Below are 26,634 nucleotides of genomic sequence, written 5' to 3' on the forward strand. Positions count from 1 at the left end.
GCGCCCTCAGTTGATGAACCGGAGGTCCGAGAACCAGCCCGCGGACACGGCCATGATGTAGAAGTCGGTCAGCGCGAGCGTGCCCAGCGTGATCCAGGCGAGCGCCATGTGCCGCACGTTCAGCTTGGAGACGAACGTCCAGAAGCGGTAGCGCATCGGGTGCTTGGAGAAGTGCTTGAGCCGACCACCGGCGATGTGCCGGCACGAGTGGCAGGACAGCGTGTACGCCCAGAGCATCACCACGTTGCCGACAAGGATCACGTTGCCCAGGCCGAAGCCGAAGCCGTCCGGGCTGTGGAACGCCAGGATCGCGTCGTACGTGTTGATCAGCGAGATGACGCCGGCGGCGTAGAACGCGTACCGGTGGGCGTTCTGGAAGATCAGCGGGAAGCGGGTCTCGCCGCTGTACGTCTTGTGGCCGTCCGGCACGGCGCAGGCCGGCGGCGACATCCAGAAGGCGCGGTAGTAGGCCTTCCGGTAGTAGTAGCAGGTGAGCCGGAAGAGCAGCAGGAACGGGAGGCTGAAGGCGGCCTCCGGGATGATCCACCAGCCCGGCAGGTAGGTGCCGAAGTGCGCGGCCTCGGGTATGCAGCGGTCGGTGATGCACGGCGAGTAGAACGGGGTGAGGTAGTGGTAGTCCTCGACCCAGTAGAAGTCGTGCATGAAGACGCGCACCGTGGCGTACGCAACCCAACCGCCGAGCCCGACAACGGTGATGAGCGGGGCGAGCCACCACCGGTCCGTGCGCAGGGTCTTCGCCGCGATGGCGGCACGCGCCCGCGCACCCGGCCTCGTTGCCGTAGTCGTCATTCTTTATGTCTCCCTAACGGCGCATCCGCGCGGTTTCGGTGCTACACGTTACGCCGCGTGTTGACGGGCACGTGCATGGGAGTCTTGCGTGTGTCAGGGCGGTTACGTAAGTCCAGGACGTTGTGTAGTAGTTCACTACAGGTCGGGCGCCGCGAGGCGGCGCACCGAGCCGTCGCAGGAGTCGGGGCCGGCGTCGATCAGCCGCTCGACCACCGGCTTGCCACGCCGGCCCTGCGGGGGCACGAAGAAGGCCGGCTCGCCGCCGGTGGCCTGGCGGTCGAGCGCGCCGGCGTAGGCCGCCCGCGCCTCGACGAGCTGGCTCCACGCGTCGACCCAGTCCTGGCGGTGCTCCCGGCGGTCGCCGGGTAGCTGGTCGATCTCGGCCACGAAGGGGCGGACGGCCGCGTTCTCGTTGCGGATGGCGACGGCCCGGTCGCGCGGGTCTTCCGTGGCGCCGGGCGGGGCCAGGCGGTTGAGCCGCCGCTCAAGCTCGACGCACGCGGCGTCGGTGCGGGCGACGCTCCGCTCGTTTTCCTCGGCGCGGTCGGCGATGCCGTCGATCGCGCTGATGATGGCGATGCCCCCGCCACAGACGGCGATGACGAGCGCGGCGAAGATGCCGCCGCCGATCGCGATCCACCGGCGGCGGCGCCGCGTGGTCGCGTCGGCGGGAGGCACGACCGGCTTTTCCGCGGTGGTGGCGTCGTCGTCCGTCACGGCGCCAAGTCAAGCACTGCCGCGCTATGTGATCTACCCAGCCCGGATCACGGTTTAGCCCGATGCGCCTCCGGTGAAGTTCCACGACGCGAGGTGGAGGGCGGGCGCGGTGCGCCAGGCCGCGCCCCAGCCGTCCGGCACCGTCGTCACGTCAGGGCCCACGCCGAGTACCGCGCCGGGCGCGAGCGCCTGCGGGTAGGACTGGGTGAACCGGAAGTTTCGCACCGGCGTGGTGATCTCGCCGTTTTCGATCAGCCACACTCCGTTGCGGGTCAGCCCGGTCACCACGAGGCTCTTCGGGTCGAGCACCCGGGTGTACCAGAGGTCGGTCACCAGCAGGCCGCGCTCGACACCGGCCACGAGCGGGGCGGCCGCCGGATCCACGACGGCGCCCGCCTCCACCGCCGCGCCGCTCGCCGGGCCGGGTTCGAGCCGCATGCTCGCCGGCACCGCGCCGAACGCGCCGCCGCCCGGCATCGCGTGCCCGGTCGACTCGGCGGCACCCGCCTCGGCCGCGGTGCGGCGGTCGTGTGCCACCGCCTCGGTCGCGCCCGACGACACGAACGTCACCCGCCGCTTCGGCGTACCCTCCGCGTCGAACGGCAGGCCGAGCCCGGTGGCGCCGAGCGTGTCGTCGGCCAGCGTGATCGCCTTGTCGAACTGCTCCGCGCCCGGCTCGGCGAACGACCGGCGCTCGTTGTAGGACTTGCCGTTGAAGCCGTACAGGGCGAAGTTTTGCAGCAGGTCGGCCACCGCCGGTGCCTCGAGCACCACCTCGTACCGGCCGGGCGGCAGCTCGACCGCGCCGGCGCTGGCCCGTGCCTTGGCGGCGGCCCGGGCGCCGAGCACCGCACCGTCCACCTCGGACAGCCGCCAGCTCGCGAGGCGGGCCAGGCCGTCGGCCCCGCCGGCCCGCGCGATGGCGTCCATCGCCACCTCGGCCGTGCGGCCGCTGACCGACTGGCCGGCCGAGTTGGCGAACGCGCCGGCCGCGTACATGGTGCGGCAGTAGCCGGCCGTCTCCAGCCCGCCGGCGGCGTCCACGAACGCGCGTACCCGGTCGGCTCGGGCGTCGGGCGCGGCCCGCGCGGTGGCCTCGTCCCAGTTGCCCGCACCGGCGAGCGGGGTGGGCGGGGCGAGGCCCGGCCAGCCCGGGTCGGGTGGCAGCAGCCGGGCCGCTTCCCGGGTCCGCCGCACGAGGCCGGTCAGGCCCTCGTCGGTGGTGACGGTGGTCGAGCCGCTCGCCGTCCGCCCGTCGGCGTGCAGACGCAGGCGGACCGACGTGGTGGCGTCGGCGACGTTCTGGTGGATGAACGAGTTGGCGAAGCGGGTCAGCGCCAGCGCGGTGTGGCCGACGAAGACCTCCGCCTCGACCCCCGGTCCGACCATCTCCAGGACGCGGCGCGCGATGTCCTCCATCAGCCCCGCACCCCCACCCGCACGTTCTGGAAGCGGGCCGGCGCGGCGGGATGGCCGGTGTGGCCGACCTGGCCGGGCTGACCCTTGCCGCAGTTGGGCGTGCCCCACGCGACGCTCTCCGAGGAGAGCATGTCCATCGACCGCCAGAAGACCGGCCCGATCCCGGTGTACGTGGGGTTGCGCAGCATCCGCCCCTGCCGCCCGTTCTTGACCTCGTACGCGATCTCGGTGCCGAACTGGAAGTTGAGCCGCCTGTCGTCGATCGACCAGGAGCGGTTGGTCTCCATGAAGATGCCGTCGTCGGTGGCCGCGATCATCTCCGCCAGAGTGTGCGGGCCTGGCTCGAGGCCCACGTTCGTCATGCGGACCATCGGCAGGCGCGACCACCCGTCGGCCCGGACGCTGCCCGCGTAGTCGAGGCCGGCGACCGTGGCCGAGTCGCGCCCGGCAAGCACGCCCACCCAGCGCCCTTCGCGCACGGCGTCGCGCCGGGCGGCCGGCGTGCCCTCGTCGTCGAAGCCGAAGCTGCCCAGCGCGCCCGGAATCGTCGGGTCGATGGTGATGTTCATCAGCTCGGATCCATAGTGGAGGCTGCCGAGCTGGTCGAGGTCGAGCCAGGACGTGCCGGCGAACGCGGCCTCCCAGCCCAGGATCCGGTCGAGCTCGATCGCGTGCCCGACCGACTCGTGGATCTGGAGCGCCATCTGCTCGCCGCCCAGGATCAGCGTGGTCTCGCCGGCCGGGCAGAGCGGCGCGGTGAGCAGTGCGCGCGACTCGTCGGCCACGCGGGCGGCGTGCGCGCCGATGTCAAGCTCCTGGACGAGCTCCCAGCCGCGCGTCCCGTACTGGCCGCGGTAGGCCGGGTAGCTGCGCCGCTGCACCTCGCCATCGCCGATCGCGGTGGACGAGATGCCCGCGCCGCACTCCCGGACGTGCTGGTCGATGCGGTGCCCCTCGCTGGAGACGAACCACTTCTCGGTGTCCCAGATCTGGTACAGCCCCTCGGCGACGTCCGCGCCGTGCTCGCGCATCGTCTTGGTCGCGTGCACCAGCAGGTCGCCCTTGTCGGAGAGCGGCACGGCGAGCGGGTCGATCTCGCACGCCGATGCCCACGACCCGGCCCCGGCACCGACCGGCACCAGGTCCGCGGCGGGGCCCGGCACCCGCGCGCTGGCCGCCGCGGTCTTCGCGGCCCGGCCACCGGCGGCGCGGGCGGCGGCGTCAGACAGGTCGGGTACGGCGTAGAAGCCCCAGCCGCTGCCGACGAGCGCGCGCACGCCGATGCCGGCGTCCTCGCTCTGGGAAAGCTCCTCGATGTCACCGTTTTTGGCGGACATCGCCTCGTAGCGCCGGTGCATCACCCGGGCGTCGGCGTAACGCGCCCCGGCGTCCAGCGCAGCCTGGACCGCGGCGGTGGCCGCGTCGAAGTGGGTCATGAAACATGACCTTATGCGCTGATCAGCGCGGTGGCAGCAACGACTCAGGCCGTATTTCGGCCGTTACCGGCTCGGACAACCGGAGCACCTCGCCCGGCGCTGCGGTGTCGCGCTCGATATAGGTGCCGTTGTGAAGGCGGAACAGCCGTAGCCGGATCGTTTCGTGCTCAACCAGGAGATACGACGGGATGCCGGCCTCGGCGTAATAGTGCATCTTCAGCACTTTGTCCGTCGCGGCGTTGCTGGGCGAGGTGACCTCGCAGACCAGCGCTGCACAGGCCCCAGGGACGATCCGCTCGTCGAAGTCGATAGCCGTGGTGATGGTCAGGTCCGGAATCACGATCCTGCTTGGCTTCAGCCATAGATTTATCGCCCAGTGCACATGCAGGCCACGGTCGTCGGCCCCTTCTTCCAGGGCAGATGCCAGCTTGCGGCAGACACGCTGGTGCCATGGGCTCGGGGAAGCGGTCACGCGGAGGTCGCCGTCGATGAGCTCGATCCGGTCGTTGTCCTCGCCGAGCGCAAGGTATTCCTCCTCGGTCCACGGCCCACCGTGGGCGGGGATCATCGCGGTCACAGTCACCTCCTGAGCGTCTCGACCCGCGTTCCTTGGCGCAATCCTCCCACGTAGTCATAACCACTACAGCGTGGTGTGGTGGACCGTTTCGTAACGTTGGCCGGTCGCTACGGCGGCGGTGCCGGCCTTGAGGTCGTAGACGACCGACCACTGCGTGTGCCCCTGCCGGAGCGTGCGCAGCAGGCTCATCGCGCCGCCCGGGTCGAGCTTGCCGCCCGCCGCGTCCAGCTCCTTCGAGCCGGCCGCGTAGCGCCAGTCGGCGGCCCGCTGCGCCGCGTCCGACGTGCTCAGGTTGAAGTTGGTCATCAGCTGCCACGTGCCGTCGCCCCGGGTGACCGTCATCTTCCCGGTGGCGAACTCGATGACCGCCGAGTCGCCCTTCGCGTCCGCGATCAGGTAGTGCATCGAGGGGCCGCCGCTCCAGTCGAGCGTGTACGTCTCGAAGACGCGCACGGCGTCGTCGACCGTGCGCGCGGTGTCGAGCGCCAGGCGGATGACCGCGAGCGAGCCGACCTCCCGGGCGCCCGGACGGACCTCGGCCTGGCCGTCGACCTGGGCCATGCCGACCGCGAGGCCGTGCTCGTTCATGCCGTCGAACGGGAGCGTCGAGGCGAGCAGCAGATCGCGTTTCGAGGCCGGGTGGTCCAGCTTGGCCAGGCGGGCGTGGTCGTAGCCCAGGTAGGAGAGGTCGACCAGCGAGATCGAGTCGTACGCGTCGGGCGGGCGGGAGACCAGCACGAGCGCCGGGTTGTGGTCCCAGTCGAAGTTGCGGCCGAGCACCGGGCGCGCGGGGTCGCCCGCGGCGAGGAAGACCGTGCACGCGAACGCGTCGCGGCCGCCAGCCAGCGCGATCGCCTTGGGCTTGGCACCGGGCGGGGCGAGCGTGGGCGCCGGCCCCTCGTACACCATCTCGTAGAGCGGGTGGTCGTCGAGCCGCCGGAAACTTGCCAGCGCGCGGTCGGACTGGTCGGCGCTGGGCGTGTACGTGAGCGTGTGGAAGGTCAACGCCTCCGGCCGAGCGGCCGGCGCGGCGGCTCCGCCGTGGCAGCCCGCCAGCGCGAGCAGCCCCGCCGTGAGGGCGCGCCCGAGAAGGGTAGAGCGTCGAGCCGCCATCTCATTACGGTAGCGGCTGCTGACAGAAGACCTCGTTGTAGCTTATTTTCATCTCCAGCGGATGGCTGCAAGTTCTCTACACGCGTGGAAGCGAGGTGCCGTGGGAGCGACCGCCGACCCGTACCTCCGAGTGCGCGATCTGCGCGTCCGGTTCGCCACCGAAGACGGGGTGGTTCGGGCGGTCGACGGGGTCTCGTTCGCGGTGGAGCGCGGGCGGACGCTCGGCATCGTCGGCGAGTCCGGCTCCGGCAAGAGCGTCACAAGCCTCGCCGTGCTCGGCCTGCACGACCCGAAGCGCGCGACCGTCACCGGCGAGATCCTCGTGGGCGGCCGCGACATCGTGGGCCGTCCGGACGAGGAGGTACGCCGGCTGCGTGGCCGTGACATGGCGATGATCTTCCAGGACCCGCTCTCCGCCCTGCACCCGTACTACCCGGTGGGCCGGCAGATCGCCGAGGCCTACCGGATCCACCACCCGCGGGCGAGTCGGGGCGAGGCGCGCCGGCGCACGGTCGAGATGCTCGACCGGGTAGGCATCCCGCAGCCGGACCGGCGGGCGGGGCAGTACCCGCACGAGTTCTCCGGCGGCATGCGGCAGCGCGCGATGATCGCGATGGCGCTCGTCAACGACCCCGACCTGCTCATCGCCGACGAGCCCACGACCGCGCTCGACGTGACCGTGCAGGCGCAGATCCTCGACCTGCTCGAAGACCTACAGAAGGAGTTCAACTCGGCGATCGTGCTGATCACCCACGACCTTGGCGTGGTCAGCCAGGTGGCCGACGACGTGCTCGTGATGTACGGCGGGCGGGCCGTCGAGCACGGCAGCGTCGAGCAGGTGCTGCGGCGGCCCCAGCACCCGTACACGTGGGGGCTGTTGGCCAGCGTGCCCTCGCTGCACGGCGACGCGGACGCGGACCTCGTGCCGATCACGGGCAGCCCGCCCAGCCTGATCAACCTTCCGCCGGGGTGCGCGTTCCACCCGCGCTGCGCGTACGCCGACGAGAGGTCCCGCACCGAGGTGCCCGAGCTGCGCGACGTCGCCGGCGGGCACCTCGTGGCCTGTCACCGGCCGGGGGTGGCCAATGCCGGGTGAGCTGCTCAAGGTCGAGGGCCTGACCAAACACTTCCCGGTACGCGGGCGCGGGCTCGTGCGCGCGGTCGACGGGATCGACTTCGAGGTGGCGCCCGGCGAGACGCTCGGGTTGGTGGGCGAGTCGGGCTGCGGCAAGACGACCACCGGGCGGATGCTCGTGCGCCTGCTGGAGCCGACCGGCGGCCGGATCGTCTTCGAGGGGCGGGACATCACCCACCTCCGGCGGCGCGGGCTGCGCCTGCTGCGGCAGGACCTCCAGATCATCTTCCAGGACCCGTACGCGTCGCTGAACCCCAGGCACACGGTCGGTCGCATCGTCGCGATGCCCATCGAGGTCAACGGGATCAGCCCGCCGGGCGGCGTCAAGCAGCGGGTACGCGAGCTGCTGGAGCTCGTCGGGCTCAACCCGGAGCACTACAACCGGTACCCGCACGAGTTTTCCGGTGGGCAGCGGCAGCGGATCGGCATCGCGCGGGCGCTGGCGCTGCGCCCCAAGCTGATCGTCGCGGACGAGCCGGTCTCCGCGCTCGACGTGTCGATCCAGGCCCAGGTGATCAACCTGCTCCGCGGCCTCCAGCGCGAGCTCGACCTGGCTTTCGTGTTCATCGCGCACGACCTCGCCGTGGTGCGGCACTTCTGCCAGCGCGTCGCGGTGATGTACCTCGGCCGGATCGTCGAGATCGGCGACCGCGAGCAGATCTACGAGCGGCCGCGCCATCCGTACACGCGGGCACTGCTCTCGGCCGTGCCCGACGTCACCACGCCCGCACGGTCGAACGGCCGGATCCGCCTGGCCGGGGACGTGCCGACGCCGCTCGACCCGCCGAGTGGGTGCCGGTTCCGCACCCGCTGCTGGAAGGCCCAAGAGGTGTGTGCCACTACCGAGCCGCCACTGGTAAACGGTGCGGCGTGCCACTTTCCTGAAGGAGGCGACGCATGAGCCTCTCCACGGAGATCGCGACCGTCGCGCCACAGCCCTCGACAGGTGTCGACGTGGCCGGCCGCTCGCCCGGCCAGCTCGCCTGGGTACGCCTGCGCCGCGACCGGGTCGCGATGGTCAGTGGCGGCGCGCTCGTGCTCTTCCTGCTGATCGCGATCCTCGCCCCGCTGATCGAGATGGCGTACGGGGTGGGGCCGTACGAGCAGTTCCAGGACCGGCTCAACCGGTACGGCATGCCCCTCGGGTACGCCGGCGGGATCTCCGGCGACCACTGGTTCGGCCTGGAGCCGGGCACCGGGCGCGACATCTTCATCCGCCTGGTCTACGGCATCCGCACGTCGCTCTTTATCGCGATCACGGCGGCGGTGCTCACCTCGGTGATCGGCATAACGCTCGGCATCCTCGCCGGCTACCTCGGTGGTTGGGTCGACTCGGTGATCGGCTGGATCACCGACTTCGCGCTCGCGCTGCCCTTCCTCATCTTCGCGCTCGCCGTGATGCCCACGTTCGAGCTGCGCTTCTACGGCCCGCGCGACGAGGTGCCGACCTGGTTCCGGGTGGTCGTGCTGATCGCGATCTTCGCGGCCTTCGGCTGGACGGGCATGACCCGCCTCGTCCGCGGGCAGGTGATCTCGTTGCGTGAGCGGGAGTTCGTGGAGGCGGCGCGGGCGAGCGGCGCCGGGCTCGGGCACATGCTCTTCCGCGAGCTGCTGCCCAACCTGTGGGCGCCGATCCTCGTCTCGTTCTCGCTGGCCGTGCCGGCGTACGTGACGGGCGAGGCGGCGCTGTCGTTCCTCAACATCGGAATCCGTGACCCCACGCCGGACTTCGGCGTGATGATCTTCCGGAGCATCGACTACCTTCAGGGCGACCCGGCGTACGTCTTCTTCCCGGGCATCACGATCTTCATCCTCGTGCTGGCCTTCAACCTCTTCGGCGACGCGCTGCGCGACGCGCTCGATCCCAAGTCCTCGCGATAGGAGGCGACCGTGGGACGCTTTCTGATCAAACGGTTGCTCTCCGCCGTGCTCACCCTCTTCGCGGTCAGCGTGCTGAGCTTCCTGATGTTCTTCGCGCTGCCGAGCGACCCGGTCACCGGCATGTGCCCGAAGAACTGCAACCCGGAGCGGCTGGAGCGGGTCCGCCAGGAGTTGGGCCTGCGCGACCCGAAGGTCGAGCAGTACGTCGCGTACATGAAGGGCATCTTCGTCGGGCGTGACCTCGGCAGCGCCCAGGGCGGGCGGTGCGACGCGCCCTGCCTCGGGTACTCGTACGTCAACAGCGAGGCGGTCACCGACACCCTGGCCCGCGTGCTCCCGGTGACGCTGAGCATCGTGATCCCGGCCGCGATCCTGTGGCTGGCGCTCGGTGTCGGGCTCGGCATGATCTCCGCGCTCAGACGGGGCACCTGGGTCGACCGGCTGGCGATCGGCTTCTCGCTGACCGGGGCATCACTCCAGCTGTACTTCACCGGTGCGGTGCTGCTGATCGTCTTCGTGTACCAGCTCAAGATCCTGCCGACCCCGCACTACACGTCCATACTCGACAATCCCGTCGACTGGGCGAAGGGCCTGGTACTCGCCTGGGTGGCGCTGGCGTTCCTCTTCTCGGCCATCTACGCGCGGCTGGCCCGGGCACAGATGCTGGAGACGCTGTCCGAAGACTTCGTGCGTACGGCGCGGGCCAAGGGGCTGGTCAAGAAGAAGGTGTACGGCCGGCACGCGCTCCGCGCCGCGATCACGCCACTTGTCACGATCGCCGGCCTGGACGTGGGCGCGGCGCTCGGCGGCACCGTGATCACCGAGACGACCTTCGGCATCCAGGGGCTCGGGCGCACCGCCGTGTACGCGGTCCGCGGCGGTGACCTACCCATGATCATGGCGACGGTCCTGATCTCCGCTGTTTTCGTCGTGCTGGCCAACGTCGTGGTCGACCTGCTCTACGCGGCCATCGACCCGCGCGTCCGCCTTGGATAAATTTACCGAACAGTGACGTGCGAGCTGTAGCTTTCCTTCAAGCTCACCCCCCTGGAGGGATCACTATGAGAACCCGAGTGGCTGCCGCCCTCGCATTGGTCCTGGTGGCCGGCGCATGCAGCGAGACCACCGACGACGGTCCCTCCGTGGACCAGGAGCGCACCGCGAAGGGCGTGATCGCGACCGACCCGAAGGACTCGCTCGGCCCGGCACCCGAGGTGCCCGGCGCGGCCAAGGGTGGCACCTTCACCGTCATCCGGGAAACCAAGATCTCGCACCTCGACCCGCAGCGGGTGTACTCGTTCGCCGGCCTCATGAACGCGCCGCTCTACGCCCGCACGCTCACCACGTGGAAGGACGACGGCAAGGGCAACCTCACGCTCGTCGGCGACCTCGCACAGACGCCCGGCACCAACGTCAACAACGACTGCAAGGTGTGGGAGTTCAAGGTCAAGGACGGCGTGAAGTTCGAGGACGGGCGCCCGATCACCGCCAAGGAGATCGCGTACGGCATCGCCCGCTCGTTCGACCCGGACCTCACCGGCGGCCCCACCTACGTGCAGGAGTGGCTGGCCGACACCGCCGACTACGACACCAAGTGGGACTTCAAGGCCAACAAGACCTCGCTGCCGCCCGGCCTGACCACGCCGGACGACAAGACCTTGCGGTTCGAGTTCGCCAAGGCGCACTGCGACCTGCCGTTCGCGCTGTCGCTGCCGGCGAGCGCGCCGCTGCCGCCGGACAAGGACACCGGCGTCAACCTCGACAACCAGCCGTTCTCCTCCGGGCCGTACAAGATCACGAAGCACACGCCCGGCGTCGAGATCGTGCTGGAGCGCAACCAGCACTGGGACCCGGCGACCGACCCGGTGCGCCACCAGTACCCGGACAAGTTCGTGTGGACGTTCGGCCCGGACCCGGACGCGGGCGCCAACCGCGTGATCGCCGACAGCGGCCCTGACCAGTCCGCCCTGGCCTGGAACGGCGTGCCGGCCGCACTGGTTTCCCAGGTCGCCGGCAACGCGGCGCTCAAGGATCGTTCGGTGATCTCGCCGACGCCGACCGAGTGGCGACTGACGATCAACACCCAGCGGGTCACCGACCTGGCGGTGCGGCAGGCGCTCAACTACGCCATCGACCGGGACGGCTTCATCAAGCTGCTCGGCGGCGAGACGGTCGCGTCGCCGATCACCACGCTCATGCCGCCGGCCACGATCGGCTACCAGAAGTACGACGCCTACCCGGCCGGCCCGAACGGCAACCTGGACAAGGCCAAGGAGCTGCTCGCCGGCAAGACCCCCGAGCTGGTGCTGGGAGTCGGCGACGACGTACCCGAGCGCGGCACGCAGCTCAAGACCAACCTGGAGAAGGCCGGCTTCAAGATCACGGTCAAGAACATCCCGGCCGACGCCAAGCTCGACGAGACCAAGAAGAAGGACAACCCGTGGGACCTCTACCTGGACTCGTGGGCCGCGGACTGGCCGAGCGGCGCCTCCATCCTGCCGGTGCTCTTCGACGGGCGCTCGATCAAGGCTGAGGGCAACAGCAACACGTCGTACATCAACAACGACGCCATCAACGCGGAGTTCGACCGGGTGCTCGCCATGGACCCGGCCGCACAGGCGCCGGAGTGGGCCAAGCTCGACGAGCGCATCATGAAGGAGCTCGCCCCGGCCGTCCCGATGTACGTCGAGGTCGCCTACTACCTGCACGGCTCCAAGGCCGGCGGCGTCTTCATCTCCAGCGTCTTCGGCTACCCCTCGTTCGTGAACGCCTTCGTCAAGCAGTAACCACCCCGACCCCGCCGGCCCGCCCCACGGGGCGGGCCGGCGCTTGCCCACAGCTCTCTACAGGCCTTTCGGGGTCGGGGTTGCTCCTGTCGTGACGCTTTACAGGCAGATTTGCCCGCGTCCGCGTCAGCTGTAGACCGCATGCTCCCGCGGGCACCGCTGCGGCCGGCGGCTCGCAGAGCGAGCCGAAACCCCCGGCCTCCGCTGCCGGGTCCGCGGTCCAAGGACACCGGTGGAGACCTTCGCGACCGGTGCGGCTGGTCTGTCGGGAAAGGCTGTCGAGCTGCTCGCACCAATGCGTCCACGCCGTCGTGCAGGTGCAGTGTGCGGTGTCGCCAGCTGGCCATTTCAGCTGGCCGATTTGGGGTTGCCCACTCCAGGGAAGCAGAGCAAATGCTCCCGCGGCCTCACCCGTCCGCCGCTGGTCACGCTCACCCCGCGCACGGTCCGTTTGTCCACAATGCCCCTTGCCGAGCGACGGGCCCCAGACCGGACAGAGGCACCGTCACCGCGAGTAACCGCCGCGGCGATGTGAACGGCGTCCGATGCCAGATCTTGTCCCGCGGAGCTGGCAGTGGACGGCCGGGGATTTCGGCTCGCCCTGGCGAGCCGCCGGCCGGGAGCGGTGCCCGCGGGAGCATACGGTCCGCAGCTGACGCGGACCTGGGAAATCTGTCTCGAGTCTGACCGTGCATCGTGGCCAAGCGCGCCAACCCCGACCGCGAAAGCTCTCTAGAGGTTGCGGCGGACGAAGTCGAGCTCCAGGCGGAGCAGTTTCTCGGCGATGCCGCCCGCGGCCATGTGTGTCGCGCCGGTCAGTGGGATCACCGAGTGCGGGCGGCCGGAGGCGAGCAGCGCCGCGGACAGGCGCAGCGTGTGCGCGGCGACCACGTTGTCGTCGGCCAGGCCGTGGATCAGCAGCAGCGGGCGGGCGTCGCGGGCCGGCTCGGCGGCGATCTCGATGAGCGAGTGGTGGGCGTACACGTCGGCGTTTTCGCTCGGCAGGCCCAGGTAGCGCTCGGTGTACGCGGTGTCGTACAGCCGCCAGTCGGCCACCGGCGCGCCGGCGACGCCGCAGCGGAAGATCTCCGGGCGGCGGAGCACCGCCAGGCCGGCCAGCCAGCCGCCAAACGACCAGCCGCGCACCGCCACGCGGTCGAGGTCGAGGTCGGGGTGCTTGCCGGCCAGCGCGCCGAGCGCGTCGACCTGGTCGGTGAGCACCACGTCCGCGACGCGGCGGTGGATCACCTTCTCGAACGAGGGGGCGACGCCCGGTGTACCCCTGTTGTCGACCGTGACCACCGCGAAGCCGGCGTCGGCCCACCACTGCCGCTCCAGCCATCGCGAGCGCGCGGCCAGCACCTCCTGGTGGCCCGGGCCGCCGTAGACGTCGAGCAGCACGGGCAGGCGGCGGCCGGTCACGTGGTTTCGGGGGTACAGCACCGCCGCGGGCAGGCGGCGGTCGGCGACCCGTTCCAGCATGGGGCGCGGCGCGTACGGCGGCTTGGCGGCGTGGGAGGTGATCTCGGCGATCTGCTTGCCCGCCCGCCACACCGTCCAGTGCGTGCCGGCGCGGTCGAGCGAGGCGGAGCCGACCACGAGCAAGTCGCCGCCGACGGCGCCCATGTGCCAGCCGGGAGCGGTGGTCAGCGGCCGGATCTCGGCACCGCCCGCGCCGATCGCCGTGCGTACCCGGAAAAGGTGCTGCTCGCTCGGCTCGCCCTCGCTGGCCTCCACGAGCAGGTCGGGCGAGCCCGCGCCGGCGCCGGCGGACATGCGGCCGACCACGCGGCGCACGTACAGCGAGGGTGGCGTGAGCAGCGTGCCGTCGGCGAAGAGGCAGCGCGCGTCGTATCCGTCGTGGGCCAGCTCGCCGCCGACCAGCACGCGGCCGTCCGGCAGGTGGCTGGGCGTGCCGGCGACCGGCTCCACCCACCGCGGGTCGGCGAGCTCGGCGTGCACCTGGGTCTCGCCGGTACGCGGGTCGACGGAGAGCACCAGCCCGTGCTGCTGGAGGCGGCGCAGCACGGTGATCAGTGGACCGCCTTCGGCCCAGTGCACCGAGACCAGGTAAGGGTAGGTCTCCCGGTCCCAGTGCACGTCGACCCAGCCGCCCTCCAGGTCGAGCAGGTGGAGGGTGACCTCGGCGTTGGCCGCGCCGGCGTAGGGGTAGGCGACGCTGGTCGGCGCCGCCTCCGGGCGGGATGGATCGTGCAGGTGCCAGCGAGGCACCCGGGACTCGTCGACGCGGGCGGCCAGGATCGAGCGCCCGTCGGGGGCCCACCAGTAGCCCCGGAAGCGCCCCAGCTCCTCCGCCGCGATGAACTCGGCGAGCCCCCAGGTGACGTCGCCGTCCTCGCCGGCCAGCATCGCGTCGGTGCCATCGGCGTGGATGACGTGGAGGTTGCCGGACGTCACGTACCCGATGCGGCGTCCGGTGGGGTCGGGCCGGGGGTCGACGACCGGGCCGGCGGTGGCGACCTCGACGACGTCGCCGGTGACCAGGTCGGCGCGGAAGAGGCGGCCGGCGAGCGGAAACGCGGCGACCCGCGCGGCCGGGTCCGTCGCGTACGACCCGATGCCGCTCGCGGAGAGCCGCAGCCGCTCGCGCAGCGCCCGCTCCTCGGCGGGCAGGTCGCCGCGGCCGTCGGTGAGCAGGGCGGCCGGCTCGGCGATCAGCTGCTCGGTCGCCGTCTCGGCGTCGAGCACCCAGAGCGCCTCGGCCGCGTCCTCCGGGCCGGGCGAGCGCAGGAAGACCACCCGCGAGCCGTCGCTCGCGACTGTCACGGCCCGCGGCGCTCCGCGGGTAAACCTCCGGGTACGGGCGGCTAGCTCCGGGTAGTCCACCCACGGATCGTAAATCCGCGTGATCCGTCCGCCCGACCATGCCCGGCGTGTCCGCACGTAAACGCCGTCTCCGCTGGCCGACGTGGCACGCGGCACCCCGGCAATCTCGCGCGCGTAGAGTGGCGCGCGTGGCACGACGACTCATGCTGGTGCACGCACACCCCGACGACGAGACGGTGAGCACCGGCGCGACGATGGCGCACTACGCCGCCCAGGGTGTGGAGATCACGCTCGTCACCTGCACGCTCGGTGAGGAAGGCGAGATCCACGTGCCCGAGCTGGCGCTGCTCGCCGCCGCGGAGGCCGACCAGCTGGGCGGCTACCGGCTGGCCGAGCTCGACGCCGCCTGTGCCGCCCTCGGCGTCACCGACCGCCGTTTCCTCGGCGGCGCGGGTCGCTACCGCGACTCCGGGATGATGGGCCTCGAGACCAACAAGCACCCCCGCTGCTTCTGGCAGGCCGACCTCGACGAGGCCGCCGGCCAGCTGTTGGAGATCATGCGCGAGGTGCGCCCGCAGGTCCTGATCACGTACGACGAAAACGGCTTCTACGGCCACCCCGACCACATCCAGGCGCACCGGGTGGCGATGCGGGCGGCCGGCCTGGCCACCGCCGAGGGCTTCGGGCCCGCCAAGATCTACTGGACCACCGTGCCGAAGAGCGTGCTCGAAGCGGGCATCAACGCGTTCGCGCAGTCGAGTGACAACCCGTTCGCCGGCATCGACAAGGTCGAAGACTTCCCGTTCGGCACGTCCGACGAGGAGGTCGCCGCCCGCATCGACGCCACCGACCAGCACGAGGCCAAGGTGGCCGCGATGCGCGCGCACGCCACGCAGATCCCGGACACTTCCTGGCTGTACTCGATCGCCGGCAACTTCGGCAGCGAGTTCATGGGCGTCGAGTACTACACGCTGGCCGCTGGCGAGCGGGGCCCCGGCGACGGCCCGCACGGCTGGGAGAGCGACATCTTCGCCGGCCTCCCGTCGTGAGTTTCCGATGACCGTGTCCACCCCGAGCCTGCCGGTCGACGGCGACGCGCAGAGTGAGACGCCACCACCACCTTCTCGCTTCGACGGCGCCTTCCAGACCGGCCTGCGGGTGGCCGGCGGCGTGATCGCCGTAGTGGCCGCGCTGGTCACCGCCGTGGCGGAGCTCATGATCGCGCCGCTGCGGCTGGGCGGCCACCTGATCGGCGCGGCCGTGGTCGCGACCGTGCTGGCCAATCTGGCGCTCGGCTGGTTCGCCTACACGACCGTCGGCCGCAAGTGGGCCATCGCCCTCCCGGCCGCCGCCTGGCTGGTGCTGATGGTGACCGCCTCCGGGCGCACGACCGAGGGCGACCTGCTGCTGGTCGGGCCGCAGGGCGACGCGGTGGTCGACCGCAACAGCTGGGTCGGTGTGGCCATGATCCTGGCCGGTTCGATCGCCTTCGCGGTGGTCGGCTTCCGCCTGGTGCTCGCCCAGCCGCCGTACTCAGCAAACAAGCAGCTACCACACAGCTGACGAGGGTGTGACGGCGGACACTCGAGCACTACTCTCTCTGACGAGGTTCTGTTCACCTGTCGTTGGGGAGGGTGTGCGATGAAAGACCGTTGGCTGCCGGTCGGCGTGCTCGCGGGTGTGCTGTTCGCGGTCAACGTGGCGGCGCGCCTGGTCGCCCGCCTCGGTTTCAACGACGACGGCGAGGCGCAAGACCGCATCTCGCTGGGCATGTTCGTGGTGCTCGGGCTGACCGTGGCCGTCATGGCGTTCCTCTGGGGTCGCCGCCACCCGGCCGGCCGGTGGATCGCCGACATCGGGGCGGCCGCGATCGTCGCCCTGCTGCTCACGGTCTTCGTGGGGCCGTTCGTCAGTGGAGACACCCCGTTCGAGGGCGGGGCGGGCGACTTCTTCGCACAGGTCTGGCTCTACAGCGCCTTCGCGATCGGCGGCTCGCTGGTCGGCTTCCTGATCCTCGTGGCGCTCGGCCTCGACTACCGTTCGCAGGGCCTCAAGCGCTTCGCCGAAGCCAAGCTGGCCAAGCCTCGCCGCGTCGTGCGCCGCTAGCCTGGGGCCTCGCGGGTCAGGTAGCTGTGGTGGGTGGTGAAGCCCAGCTTGGCGTAGAGCGCGACCGCCGCCGCGTTGCGCTCCTCGACCTGGAGAAACGCGCGGCTCGCGCCCGACTCGGCGGCCCAGCGGGCGAGCGCGCCGATCACCTCCTGGGCCAGGCCGCCGCGGCGTGCCTCGGGCACCACCTCGATGAGCGCGAGGCCGAGCCAACGGCCCTCCCCGGTGACCGTGCCGCGGCCGGTGGCGAGCAGGGTGCCGCTGTCGTCGTACACGTGGGCGAAGCGGACCTGGCGCACCGCGGTGAGGATGTGTCGCGCGGCGTCCGGGAGGCCACCCTTGCGGCCGGCGGCGACCTCCAGCCAGCCGTCTGACGGCGTGCGGGTGAGGTCGACCCGCGTGCGGGCCACCGTGGCATCCAGGATCGACCGCAGTGGCGCGGTCTGCACCAGCGTGAGGGGGCGCGCGGTCCAGCCGCGGGCGTCGAGCGCCGCACCGACCGGGGCGGCCAGTGGGAGTGGCGTGTTGACGAGGGGCTGCGCGCCGCGGGCCAGGTACCAGCGCTCGACCGCGTCGATCGCCGCCTCCAGGGGGCGGTCGGGGTCGCCGATGGGCAGCGCGGAGTTGCCCCGGCCGGTCCAGCCGCCGGCCGCGCGCAGCAGCCACCCACCCAGTCGCTCCTGCACCGGCGCCGGCCACGCTTCGTTGGCGGCGAGCTCGAGGGCGATGACGTCCGTGGCATTCGGCCGCCGCGTCGGGGGCACCCGTTTCGCGCGGTGGATCTCACTCAGTGGTACGCGGAGCGGGCCCTTCGACGTCGCGATCGTGAGATCGGTCTCCGTGATCTCCACGAGCTCGCCGAGCGCGTCCGAGTAGAGCGGACGATCGTTGCGAATCCCGACAACTCGCCGCACGACAACCCGGTGTCCCACATCCGCACGCCGGAGCACGCACCACTCCCTCCAGGGCGAGATACTAGGTCTCTAGGCCGAGATACTAGGCTCCTACTGCCGCAGGATAAGAGCGGCGTGGCTTGCGGAGAGGATGACCCGTGACCTACATCATCGCCGAGCCGTGCGTTGATCTGCTCGACAAGGCATGCATCGAGGAGTGCCCCGTCGACTGCATCTACGAGGGCAACCGGATGCTCTACATCCACCCCGATGAGTGCGTCGACTGCGGGGCGTGCGAGCCGGTCTGCCCGGTCGAGGCGATCTTCTACGAGGACGACGTGCCCGAGCAGTGGAAGGACTACACGGCGGCCAACTACGAGTTCTTCGAGGATCTCGGCTCTCCGGGCGGTGCCTCCAAGATCGGTAAGGTCGACAAGGACGCCACCTTCGTGGCCGCTCAGCCGCCGCGCGAGACCGAGCACTGAGCGTGGCCGAGGGGCGCCTGTCCGAGCGGCTGCCCGACTTCCCCTGGGATCTGCTGGCGCCGGCCAAGCGGGTCGCCGCCGAGCACCCGGACGGCCTCGTCGACCTGTCGATGGGCACCCCGGTCGATCCGGTGCCGCCCTTGGTGCGGGAGGCGCTCGCCGCAGCTTCGGACTCGCCTGGGTACCCGCCCACCGCCGGCACCCCCACGCTGCGGGCCGCGATCGCCGAGTGGGTGGCCCGCACCTGTGCCACACCGGTCGCGGGGCTTGGCGTGCTGCCCACCATCGGTTCCAAGGAGCTGGTGGCCTGGCTGCCGACGCTGCTCGGCATCGGCCCGGGTGACACGGTGGTCATCCCGACGGTGTGCTACCCGACGTACGAGGTGGGGGTGCGCCTGGCCGGCGCCACTCCGGTACGCACCGACTCGCTGACCTCGCTCGGCCCCGCACCGGTCAAGCTGATCTGGGTCAACTCCCCGTCCAACCCGACCGGCCAGGTGGTCCCCGCCGGCCACCTGCGCAAGGTCGTCGACTGGGCCCGCGAGCGGGGCGCGGTGGTGGCCAGCGACGAGTGTTACCTCACGCTCGGCTGGGAAGACGAGCCCGTGTCGGTGCTGTCGCCCGAGGTCGGCGGCGGCCGGCTCGATGGTGTGCTGGCCCTGCACTCGCTCTCCAAGCGGTCCAACCTCGCCGGTTACCGGGCGGGCTTCGTGGCCGGTGACCCCGCGATCGTGTCCGAGCTGCTGGCCGTCCGAAAGCACGGCGGCTTGATCGTCCCGGCTCCGGTTCAGGCCGCCATGGTGGCCGCGCTGGGCGACGACGAGCACGCGGCGACACAGCGCGCCGCCTACGCCGCCCGCCGAGACGTGCTGCGTGCCGCGCTGGTCAAGGCCGGCTTCGAGATCGAGCACTCCGGCGCCGGGCTCTACCTGTGGGCGACCCGGGGCGACGACTCATGGTCCACCGTGGATTGGTTCGCCGAGCGGGGCATCCTCGTCGCCCCCGGCGCCTTCTACGGCCCGGCGGGCGAGCGGCACGTGCGGGTGGCGCTGACCGCCACGGACGAGCGCGTGGCGGCCGCGGCCGAGCGCCTGGAAAACTGAGTCACTTTCGCGTCTTCCGGCTGTAACGGTCTCGTCCCCTCGTCCGGGGAGGATGTGTCCGTGATCGGCGCAAAAGCATAGTCCGCGGACTATGGCGAACCGCTTCACCGACTGGTACAACGTTCAACGGACCGGTCGGGGAGGTCCATCGCGCCGGTGGCCGCGAAGGGGAGGCTCGTGTCGGCTCGACGGGTCATGACCTACTACGGGCTGTGGATGACAGCCCTGGGCGTTGGCGCGTTCACACTTCCTTCCCTCCACCTGTACTTCTGGGCCGCCATCGGGGTCAGCAGCGTCGGGGCGATAGTGGCCGGCGCCGTGCGACACCAGCCGCGGCGGCGGCTGCCGTGGTGGTTTCTCGCCGGTGGGATGGCCCTTTTCGGGGCCGGCGACCTCGTTTTCAATATCGCCGCCGACCAGGACCAGGTGCCCCTTCTCGCCGACATTCTCTACCTGAGCGTCTTTCCGTTGATCGTCGCCGGCTATTACGGGTTCACCCGCGCGAGCCTGACGATTCGCGATCGGTCGAGGATGCTCGACCTGCTCGTGTTCGCGACCGTCGGCGCGATGGCCCTCTGGGTGTTCGGCGTCGGGCCCGACCTCAGGTCGCCGGCGGTGAGCTCCTTCGAAAAGTCGGCGCTGGCGGCGTACGCGCTGGGCAACCTGATCGTCTTCGCCATCACGGTGCGCCTGTTCGCCACCTACCAGCGCACCGTCTCGGTCGTGCTGCTCGCGGTCGGCTCGGCCGGCATACTCACCGCCGACATCCTCTACGGTCTGACCAGTTTGGACGGTGCCTACCAAAACGGTGGCCTGATCGACATCGGCTGGTGGGTCTTCTACAGCGCGTGGGGTGCGGCGGCACTCCACCCGTCGATGACCGGGCTGACCGCGCCGGTCGACGCCCGGCGGGGCGAGGTCAAGTCGCTCTGGCTGGCGTTGCTGGGCGCGGCCGCGCTGATGCCGCCTGCCGCGCTGCTGGTCCAGTCGGTCGCCGGTGAGATCCGCGACGCACCGCTGATCGCGATCACCTCCGGAGTGGTCTTCACGATCGTGCTGATCCGGCTCACCGACTCGATCTTCGCGCACCGGCACGCGGTCAGCCGCGAGCGGGGGATGCGCCAGTCGATGGCGGCGCTCGTCTCCGCGACCGACGCGGCCGAGGTCAACCGGGCGGTGCGCGCCGCGGTGGCCCGCCTGATCCCGCCGGAGACCGGATACCGGCTGGTCTTCGCCATGCACCACGCCGACGGCGTGCCGGCCACCGCGGTGAGCATTTGGGGCCCCACGGTCGTGCCGCCGGTGGTGCCGCACGGCGCGCGGGGCGCGGCCGCCGCCCGCCGCACCCGCGTCCTGCGGGTACGGATGCTGCACCCGGCCCTGGCCGAGCAGTTGGGTGGCTTCGAGAGCGCCGTGATGTGCCCGCTCGTGCTCGACTCACCGGCCGGTGGCGCGCCCCGCCTCGGCGCGCTCATCGTGTCCGCCGACGCGGACGTCCTCGACAGCCTGCGTGACGCGCTGGAGGTGCTGGCCGGGCAGGCCGCGCTCGCGCTGGAACGGATCTCGCTCAGCGACGAGGTCAACAGGCGGCACAGCGAGGCGTACTTCCGCACGCTCGTGCAGAGCACCGCCGACGTGATCCTGATCGTGGGCGACGACGACTTAATCCGGTACGCCAGCCCGTCCACCTCCGCCGTGCTCGGCGTCGAGCCGGGCGACTCCACCATGCTCTGGGATGTGATCCACCCGGACGACCGCGCGGCCGTGGAGCAGACGCTGGATCTCGCCCGCTCCGGCCAGGCGCCGCCGACCGAGTGGACACAGTGGAGCCTGCGACACCCGGGCGGGAGCCGGGTGCAGGTCGAGGTGAGCTGCCGTGACCTGCGCCGCGACCGCACCGTGCGCGGGCTGGTGATCACCATGCGCGATGTGACCACGCGCGACCGGCTGGAGCGCGAGCTGAGCCATCGGGCGCTGCACGACGCGCTGACCGGCCTGCCCAACAGGGTGCTCTTCCACGACCGGGTACGCGAGGCGGTCGCCGGCGGCACCGGTGTCGCGGTCCTCCTCGTCGATCTCGACGACTTCACGATGGTCAACGACACCTCGGGGCACGCCGCGGGCGACGAGCTGTTGACCGCGGTGGGCGAGCGGATCGCGGCCGCCCTGAGCGACCAACAGACCGTCGCGAGGGTCGGTGGCGACGAGTTCGCGGCCGTGATCGAGGGCGTCGCCGACGCGGCTGCCGCCGAGGAGATCGCCGCGGGCTTGCTGGCGGCGCTCGCCGAGCCGTTCCGGCTTGGTGAGGCGACGGTGAGCGGCTCGGCCAGCATCGGCCTCGCCACCACCGCCGACGCGTCCGACGCGGACGAGCTGCTGCGCCAAGCCGACCTCGCGCTGCGGCTGGCCAAGGGCGCGGGCAAGGGCCGGTGGCGGCGCTACCAGGCGGCCCTGCACACAGCCGTGCTCCAGCGGATCGAGATGCGGGTGGCGCTGGAGCAGGCGGTCGCCGACCTCAACTTCACGGTGGCCTACCAGCCGATCGTCGGCGTCGCCGATGGCGCCACGGTCGGCTTCGAAGCGCTGGTGCGGTGGCGGCACCCCACTCTCGGCCTTGTCTCGCCGGACGAGTTCATCGACGTGGCGGAGGAGACCGGCCTGATCGAGCCGATCGGCGACTGGGTGCTCCAGCAGGCCATCGCGACCGCGACCACCTGGCCCGGCACGCCGTACGTGAGCGTCAACGTCTCGGCCCGCCAGTTTCGGGTGCCGTGCTTCGTCGACAAGGTCCGCAAGGCACTGGCCGACGCCGGCCTGCCGCCGGAGCGCCTGATGCTGGAGATCACCGAGCGACTGCTGCTCCGCGACGACGAGCAGGTGTGGCTCGACCTCACCGGGCTGCGCGAGATGGGTGTGCGGATCGCGATCGACGACTTCGGCACCGGGTTCTCGTCGCTGAGCTACCTACAGCAGGTGCCGATCGACGTGCTGAAGATCGACAAGACCTTCACCGCCACCGTCGCCTCCTCCGCCCGGCAACAGGCCATTGTGGACGGCATCGTGCGGCTCGCGCAGACGCTCAGCCTGGAGGTCGTGGCCGAGGGCATCGAGACCGAGGCCGACCGCGACCTGCTCCGCGTCATCCACTGCCCGTACGGCCAGGGCTACCTCTACTCCCAGCCCCTCGCGCCGGACGAGGTGGTGAGCTGGCTCCGCTTCGAATGCGACACCGCGGACGCCGAGATCGCCGCGATCTCCAACCCGTAGCGAGGCTTCTCTTCACACTTTCTAGGGGTTTTCCCGGGCTGCGAGATACATACTCGGTATGCAACGATGGCCCCATCGAAACGGGGCCAGGCGTCTATATAGACGCCTCTGAAGGAGGTTGCGTTGCGACTCCGAGGAAAGTTCTTAGCCATCGCGCTCGCCACCGGGCTCGTGCTCGGTGCGGCGCCGGCAGGGTGGGCGGCGCCGCGGGGCGCCGCGGACGCGGCCGGGGTGGCCGCGCGGTCGGGCAAGGGCGTCACCGTGACGCTGATTACCGGTGACCGGATCACGCTCGCGTCGGCCGTCGCCAACGGCGTCGCGGTCCAGCCCGGCAAGGGCCGTGCGAAGGTGCGGTTCACGGTGCACCGCGACCGCGACTCGCTCTACGTGATCCCGAGCGACGCCGCGTCGCTCATCCGCTCCGGCAAGCTTGACCGCCGCCTGTTCGACGTGCGCGGGCTGGTGCGCGCCGGCTACCACGACGCCGTGCGTGACACGCTGCCGCTCCTCGTGCGCTACGGCGCGGTGAGCGCGCGTTCCGCCGCCGGCACACTCTCCGCCGCCGGTGCCACGGTGACCCGCCATCTGTCGGTTGTGGACGGTGCGGCCGTGGCGGCCAAAAAGGACAGTGCGCCGAAGTTGTGGTCGACGTTGACCGCTGGCCGGGGCTTCGACAAGATCTGGCTCGACGGCAAGCGCGAGATCTCGCTCGACCAGAGCGTGGCGCAGATCGGCGCGCCGGCGGCGTGGGCGGCCGGCTACACGGGCGAGGGCGTGACCGTCGCGGTGCTGGACACCGGCGTCGACACCGCCCACCCCGACCTCGCCGGCAAGGTGAGCGACTCGCGAAACTTCAGCGAGGCGGCCGAAGCGGGCGACACCATCGGGCACGGCACCCACGTCGCCTCCACCATCGCCGGCAGCGGCGCGGCCTCCGGCGGCAAGTACAAGGGTGTGGCGCCGGACGTCGACCTGATCTCGGGCAAGGTCTGCGAGACCAACTTCTGTAGCGACTCGGCGATGCTGGCCGGCCTGGAGTGGGCCGCGGCCGAAAAGGGTGCGAAGATCGTCAACTTCAGCATCGGCGGTGGCGACACCCCGGAGATCGACCCGCTCGAGGAAGCGATCAACACGCTGACCGCACAGCACGGCACGCTCTTCGTGGTCGCGGCCGGCAACAGCGGCGACGGCGACGGCTCGATCGAGTCGCCCGGCAGCGCGGAGGCGGCGCTCACGGTCGGCGCGGTCGACAAGTCGGAGGAACTGGCCGACTTCTCCAGCCGTGGGCCGCGGCTCGGCGACGAGGGCATGAAGCCCGACATCACCGCACCGGGCGTCGGCATCGTGGCCGCACGGGCTGCCGGCACGCTGCTGGACGAGCCGGTCGACGAGCACTACACAAGGGCCTCGGGCACCTCGATGGCCACCCCGCACGTCGTCGGCGCGGCCGCGCTCTTGGCGCAGCAGCACCCGGACTGGAAGGCGGGCAGCCTCAAGGCCACGCTCACGGCGTCGGCGAAGCCCAACCCGTCGCTCACCGGGTACCAGCAGGGTGCCGGCCGCGTCGACGTGGGCCGGGCGATCACCCAGGCGGTGACCACCGACCCGGTCAGCGTCTCCTATGGACGGCCGATCTGGCCGCACCACGACGACGAGCCGGTCGCCAAGACCGTCACCTACCGCAACGGCGGCACCGCCGACGTGACGCTCGACCTCGCCGTCACCGCCGTCGGTCCCGAGGGCGAGCCGGCTCCGGCCGGTCTGTTCACGGCGAGCGCCACCACGCTGACCGTGCCGGCCGGCGGGCAGGCACAGGTGACCGTCACCGCCGACACGCGGGTGCAGGGGCCGGACGGGCTCTACTCCGGACAGCTCGTCGCCACCGGCGGCAGCACCGTCGTGCGCACGTCGCTGGGCGTGCACAAGGAGGTGGAGAGCTACAACGTGACCGCGACGCTCATCGACCACGACGGCAAGCCGACCGGCTTCGGCTCGGCCACGCTGCTCGGGCTCGACGAGTTCAGCTGGCTCGACCTGGGCGACGAAGACGGCACGGCGACCGCCCGCGTGCCGAAGGGGCGCTACAACCTGTCGGCCACGATCTTCACCTCACGGGGTGAGGACGTGGAGGCGGCCTCGTCCGTGCAGGTGCAGCCGGTGTTCGAGGTGACGCGCGACGTCTCGGTCACCTTCGACGCGCGCAAGGGCAAGCCGGTCCGTACGACGGTGCCCGAGCGTACGGCGGTGCCCGCGCTGGTCGACGTCTCGTTCACCCAGGACCAGGGCGAGTTCGGCTACGGCGTCACGCTGTGGGCCAGCTCGTTCAAGGAGCTCAACACGCTCCACATCGGATCGCCGGGGCAGGGTTTCTTTGCGTCGATCGCGAGCCAGTGGGCGAAGGGCGAACCGGAGACCGGCTTCGCCGACTCCCCGTTCTTCTACGGCGTCGCGGAGGGCTTCGCCGGGCGCATGCCCAGCGGATACGTCAAGCACGTGCGCAAGGGCGACCTGGCGACCGTGCGGCAGGAGTTCGGCGGCGCCGCCGAGGGCCTGTCCGGTGAGCGGCTGATCTTCCCGGTGCTGGAGCCGGACAACGGCGCGTCGGCGATCGTCCTTCCCACCGACCTGCCGAGCCGCCGCACGGAGTACTTCTACACCAAGGGCGTCCGGTGGGCGCCGGAGCTCGACGTCAGCAAGCCGAGCGAAGACCCCGACGAGTTCCCGGAGATCCAGGAGGTCCTCTTCCAGGCCCCGGTCACGTACCGGCCGGGCCAGGTGTACCGGGACGTGTGGCACACCGGACCGTTCGGCCCGGCGCTGCCCGCGCCGCGGTGGCCGCACCAGTGGGCCAGCCGCACCGGCGACCTGATCGTCGTCGACCTGCCGCTCTACAGCGACCGGGCCGGCCACGCGGGATTCTCGCGCACCGACACCGCCCGCACCGCCCTGTACAGCGGCGGCGAGCTCGTCGGCGAGCTGGACTGCGCGGGCTGCGGTGAGTTCGAGGTGCCGCCGGCACGGGCCGGCTACCGCCTGGAGGTCGCCAGCACACGCGGCATCGGTGACCTGAACACCGAGACGCGCGGCGTGTGGACGTTCCGGTCGGCGCACGTGCCGGGCGAGGACGTCTTCGCCAAGCTGCCGCTGTCGGTGGTGCGGTTCGCGCCGCGGCTCGACGCCGACAACGCCGCGCCGGCGGGCCGGCCGTTCCAGATCCCGGTCACGGTGCAGCGCCAGCCCGGCGCCCCCGGTGGCGGGGTCAGGTCGCTGACCGTCGACGTGTCCTACGACGACGGCAAGACCTGGCACAAGGCGCAGCTGCGCCGCGAGGGCGGCGGATGGGTGGCCTCGGTGCGGCACCCGAGCGGCTCCGAGTTCGTCTCGCTGCGGGCCAGCTCGCGCGACGCGAGCGGCAACACCGTGACGCACACGGTCATCCACGCGTACCGGCTGAAGTGAGTTGAGCGCTTCCCTCGGGCCTCCGGGCCCGAGGGAAGCGTCCCGCGGGCCAATCCAGAGACCGTCAGCGGCGTGGCTTCGTGGCATTTTCATTGAGCTACCGCGACGTCCGCTGTGGTCCAGGCCGTTGCTCCCGCGGCCTCACCCGTCCGCCGTAGGTCGCGCCGACCCCTTTTTTGCGGTCGCGCTGTCCGTCTGCGCGTCCAGGTCGCCCGCCGTCCCCTGGGCCGGTGGCCCGGGGGGTAGGTCCGGTGGCCCGGGGGTAGGTGAGGTGCTCGTGGAGCCCTTTTGCTCTGCTCCCTTATAGGAGGCGGTCGGCGGGGCCATGGCTTTGGGCGGGTGCCCACTATGGGGAAGCAGAGCAAAGGGCTCCACGAGCACACCGTCCGGCCGGGCTCTGCGCGGCCGGGCGCGGCCGGGCGGGGTGAGCGTGACCAGCGGCGGACGGGCGAGGCCGCGGGAGCAGCCTCACCCGTCACGCACACCCCGGGTGGTGCCGTGCACGTCTCGTTTGTCCACAATGCCCCTTACCAAAGCGACGGCAACGGACCGGACAGCCACGCCGTCACCACGAGTAACCGCCGCAGCTGGTGTGGCCGCCGACGCTGGTAACGCTACGTCAGGATGCCGGCGGTAGGGGCCTGCGGCTGCCGCGAACGG

The 26,634-nt window shown here is 71.2% G+C and carries 20 protein-coding genes; 12 read left to right on the top strand and 8 right to left on the bottom strand.

Annotated features, from left to right (window positions below):
- Nucleotides 1-6 precede the first annotated feature (6 nt).
- The 6 genes from ACTMTJ_RS37550 to ACTMTJ_RS37575 all read right to left on the bottom strand — a co-directional run bounded on the left by ACTMTJ_RS37550 (nucleotide 7) and on the right by ACTMTJ_RS37575 (nucleotide 6,072).
- A complete protein-coding gene (locus ACTMTJ_RS37550) occupies nucleotides 7-810 on the bottom strand; it encodes a hypothetical protein (protein WP_441223470.1) in 804 nt (267 codons plus the stop codon).
- Nucleotides 811-945: 135 nt separating this feature from the next.
- The gene (locus tag ACTMTJ_RS37555) at nucleotides 946-1,527 is read right to left on the bottom strand and encodes a hypothetical protein (RefSeq protein ID WP_441223471.1); all 582 of its coding nucleotides are present in this window, start codon (nucleotides 1,525-1,527) and stop codon (nucleotides 946-948) included.
- Nucleotides 1,528-1,581: 54 nt separating this feature from the next.
- Complete coding sequence (locus ACTMTJ_RS37560) at nucleotides 1,582-2,946, bottom strand: TldD/PmbA family protein (RefSeq protein WP_441223472.1); 1,365 nt, start codon at nucleotides 2,944-2,946, stop codon at nucleotides 1,582-1,584.
- A complete protein-coding gene (locus tag ACTMTJ_RS37565) occupies nucleotides 2,946-4,382 on the bottom strand; it encodes a TldD/PmbA family protein (protein ID WP_441223473.1) in 1,437 nt (478 codons plus the stop codon). Before ACTMTJ_RS37565 ends, ACTMTJ_RS37560 begins: the two co-directional genes overlap by 1 nt.
- 22 nt (nucleotides 4,383-4,404) lie before the next feature.
- The gene (locus ACTMTJ_RS37570; protein ID WP_441223606.1) at nucleotides 4,405-4,950 is read right to left on the bottom strand and encodes a Uma2 family endonuclease; all 546 of its coding nucleotides are present in this window, start codon (nucleotides 4,948-4,950) and stop codon (nucleotides 4,405-4,407) included.
- Between the two features lie 72 nt (nucleotides 4,951-5,022).
- Nucleotides 5,023-6,072: a carcinine hydrolase/isopenicillin-N N-acyltransferase family protein gene (locus ACTMTJ_RS37575; RefSeq protein ID WP_441223474.1), complete on the bottom strand. Its 1,050-nt coding sequence runs from the start codon at nucleotides 6,070-6,072 to the stop codon at nucleotides 5,023-5,025.
- Nucleotides 6,073-6,133: 61 nt separating this feature from the next.
- Between ACTMTJ_RS37575 and ACTMTJ_RS37580 the strand changes: the two genes are divergently transcribed.
- The 5 genes from ACTMTJ_RS37580 (at nucleotide 6,134) to ACTMTJ_RS37600 (ending at nucleotide 11,874) form a co-directional block, all read left to right on the top strand.
- Nucleotides 6,134-7,168: an ABC transporter ATP-binding protein gene (locus ACTMTJ_RS37580; RefSeq protein WP_441223475.1), complete on the top strand. Its 1,035-nt coding sequence runs from the start codon at nucleotides 6,134-6,136 to the stop codon at nucleotides 7,166-7,168.
- Complete coding sequence (locus ACTMTJ_RS37585; protein ID WP_441223476.1) at nucleotides 7,158-8,108, top strand: ABC transporter ATP-binding protein; 951 nt, start codon at nucleotides 7,158-7,160, stop codon at nucleotides 8,106-8,108. The genes ACTMTJ_RS37580 and ACTMTJ_RS37585 overlap by 11 nt, the downstream gene beginning before the upstream one ends.
- Entirely contained in the window at nucleotides 8,105-9,088 is a 984-nt protein-coding gene (locus tag ACTMTJ_RS37590; protein WP_441223477.1) for an ABC transporter permease, read from the top strand. Before ACTMTJ_RS37585 ends, ACTMTJ_RS37590 begins: the two co-directional genes overlap by 4 nt.
- A 9-nt stretch (nucleotides 9,089-9,097) precedes the next feature.
- Nucleotides 9,098-10,084: an ABC transporter permease gene (locus tag ACTMTJ_RS37595; protein WP_441223478.1), complete on the top strand. Its 987-nt coding sequence runs from the start codon at nucleotides 9,098-9,100 to the stop codon at nucleotides 10,082-10,084.
- 65 nt (nucleotides 10,085-10,149) lie between these two features.
- On the top strand, nucleotides 10,150-11,874 hold the full coding sequence (locus ACTMTJ_RS37600) for an ABC transporter substrate-binding protein (protein WP_441223479.1): 1,725 nt from the start codon (nucleotides 10,150-10,152) through the stop codon (nucleotides 11,872-11,874).
- A gap of 732 nt (nucleotides 11,875-12,606) precedes the next feature.
- Here the strand turns inward: ACTMTJ_RS37600 and ACTMTJ_RS37605 are convergent.
- Nucleotides 12,607-14,721, bottom strand: coding sequence for a prolyl oligopeptidase family serine peptidase (locus ACTMTJ_RS37605; protein ID WP_441223480.1), 2,115 nt, complete (start codon nucleotides 14,719-14,721; stop codon nucleotides 12,607-12,609).
- 143 nt (nucleotides 14,722-14,864) lie between these two features.
- On the opposite strand from ACTMTJ_RS37605, the gene mshB reads away from it, so the two are divergent.
- The 3 genes from mshB to ACTMTJ_RS37620 all read left to right on the top strand — a co-directional run bounded on the left by mshB (nucleotide 14,865) and on the right by ACTMTJ_RS37620 (nucleotide 16,767).
- Complete coding sequence (gene mshB / locus ACTMTJ_RS37610) at nucleotides 14,865-15,710, top strand: N-acetyl-1-D-myo-inositol-2-amino-2-deoxy-alpha-D-glucopyranoside deacetylase (RefSeq protein ID WP_441223608.1); 846 nt, start codon at nucleotides 14,865-14,867, stop codon at nucleotides 15,708-15,710.
- 7 nt (nucleotides 15,711-15,717) lie between these two features.
- A complete protein-coding gene (locus ACTMTJ_RS37615) occupies nucleotides 15,718-16,224 on the top strand; it encodes a hypothetical protein (RefSeq protein ID WP_441223481.1) in 507 nt (168 codons plus the stop codon).
- Nucleotides 16,225-16,302: 78 nt separating this feature from the next.
- Nucleotides 16,303-16,767, top strand: coding sequence for a hypothetical protein (locus ACTMTJ_RS37620; protein WP_441223482.1), 465 nt, complete (start codon nucleotides 16,303-16,305; stop codon nucleotides 16,765-16,767).
- On the opposite strand, the gene ACTMTJ_RS37625 is transcribed toward ACTMTJ_RS37620, so the two are convergent.
- Complete coding sequence (locus ACTMTJ_RS37625; protein ID WP_441223483.1) at nucleotides 16,764-17,717, bottom strand: GNAT family N-acetyltransferase; 954 nt, start codon at nucleotides 17,715-17,717, stop codon at nucleotides 16,764-16,766. The two genes, ACTMTJ_RS37620 and ACTMTJ_RS37625, sit on opposite strands and share 4 nt — an antisense overlap.
- Before the next feature lie 101 nt (nucleotides 17,718-17,818).
- Between ACTMTJ_RS37625 and fdxA the strand changes: the two genes are divergently transcribed.
- The 4 genes from fdxA (at nucleotide 17,819) to ACTMTJ_RS37645 (ending at nucleotide 25,974) form a co-directional block, all read left to right on the top strand.
- Nucleotides 17,819-18,145 carry a ferredoxin gene (gene fdxA / locus ACTMTJ_RS37630; protein WP_441223484.1) on the top strand — a complete coding sequence of 109 codons (327 nt, stop codon included), beginning with the start codon at nucleotides 17,819-17,821 and terminating at the stop codon, nucleotides 18,143-18,145.
- Nucleotides 18,146-18,147: 2 nt separating this feature from the next.
- Complete coding sequence (gene dapC / locus ACTMTJ_RS37635; RefSeq protein ID WP_441223485.1) at nucleotides 18,148-19,248, top strand: succinyldiaminopimelate transaminase; 1,101 nt, start codon at nucleotides 18,148-18,150, stop codon at nucleotides 19,246-19,248.
- A 177-nt stretch (nucleotides 19,249-19,425) separates the two neighbouring features.
- Nucleotides 19,426-22,515: a putative bifunctional diguanylate cyclase/phosphodiesterase gene (locus ACTMTJ_RS37640; protein ID WP_441223486.1), complete on the top strand. Its 3,090-nt coding sequence runs from the start codon at nucleotides 19,426-19,428 to the stop codon at nucleotides 22,513-22,515.
- Nucleotides 22,516-22,638: 123 nt separating this feature from the next.
- Nucleotides 22,639-25,974, top strand: a complete 3,336-nt coding sequence (locus tag ACTMTJ_RS37645; RefSeq protein WP_441223487.1) for a S8 family serine peptidase — start codon at nucleotides 22,639-22,641, stop codon at nucleotides 25,972-25,974.
- Nucleotides 25,975-26,634: the final 660 nt, after the last annotated feature.

The sequence above is a fragment of the Phytohabitans sp. LJ34 genome (assembly GCF_052068095.1).
Taxonomy (GTDB): domain Bacteria; phylum Actinomycetota; class Actinomycetes; order Mycobacteriales; family Micromonosporaceae; genus Phytohabitans.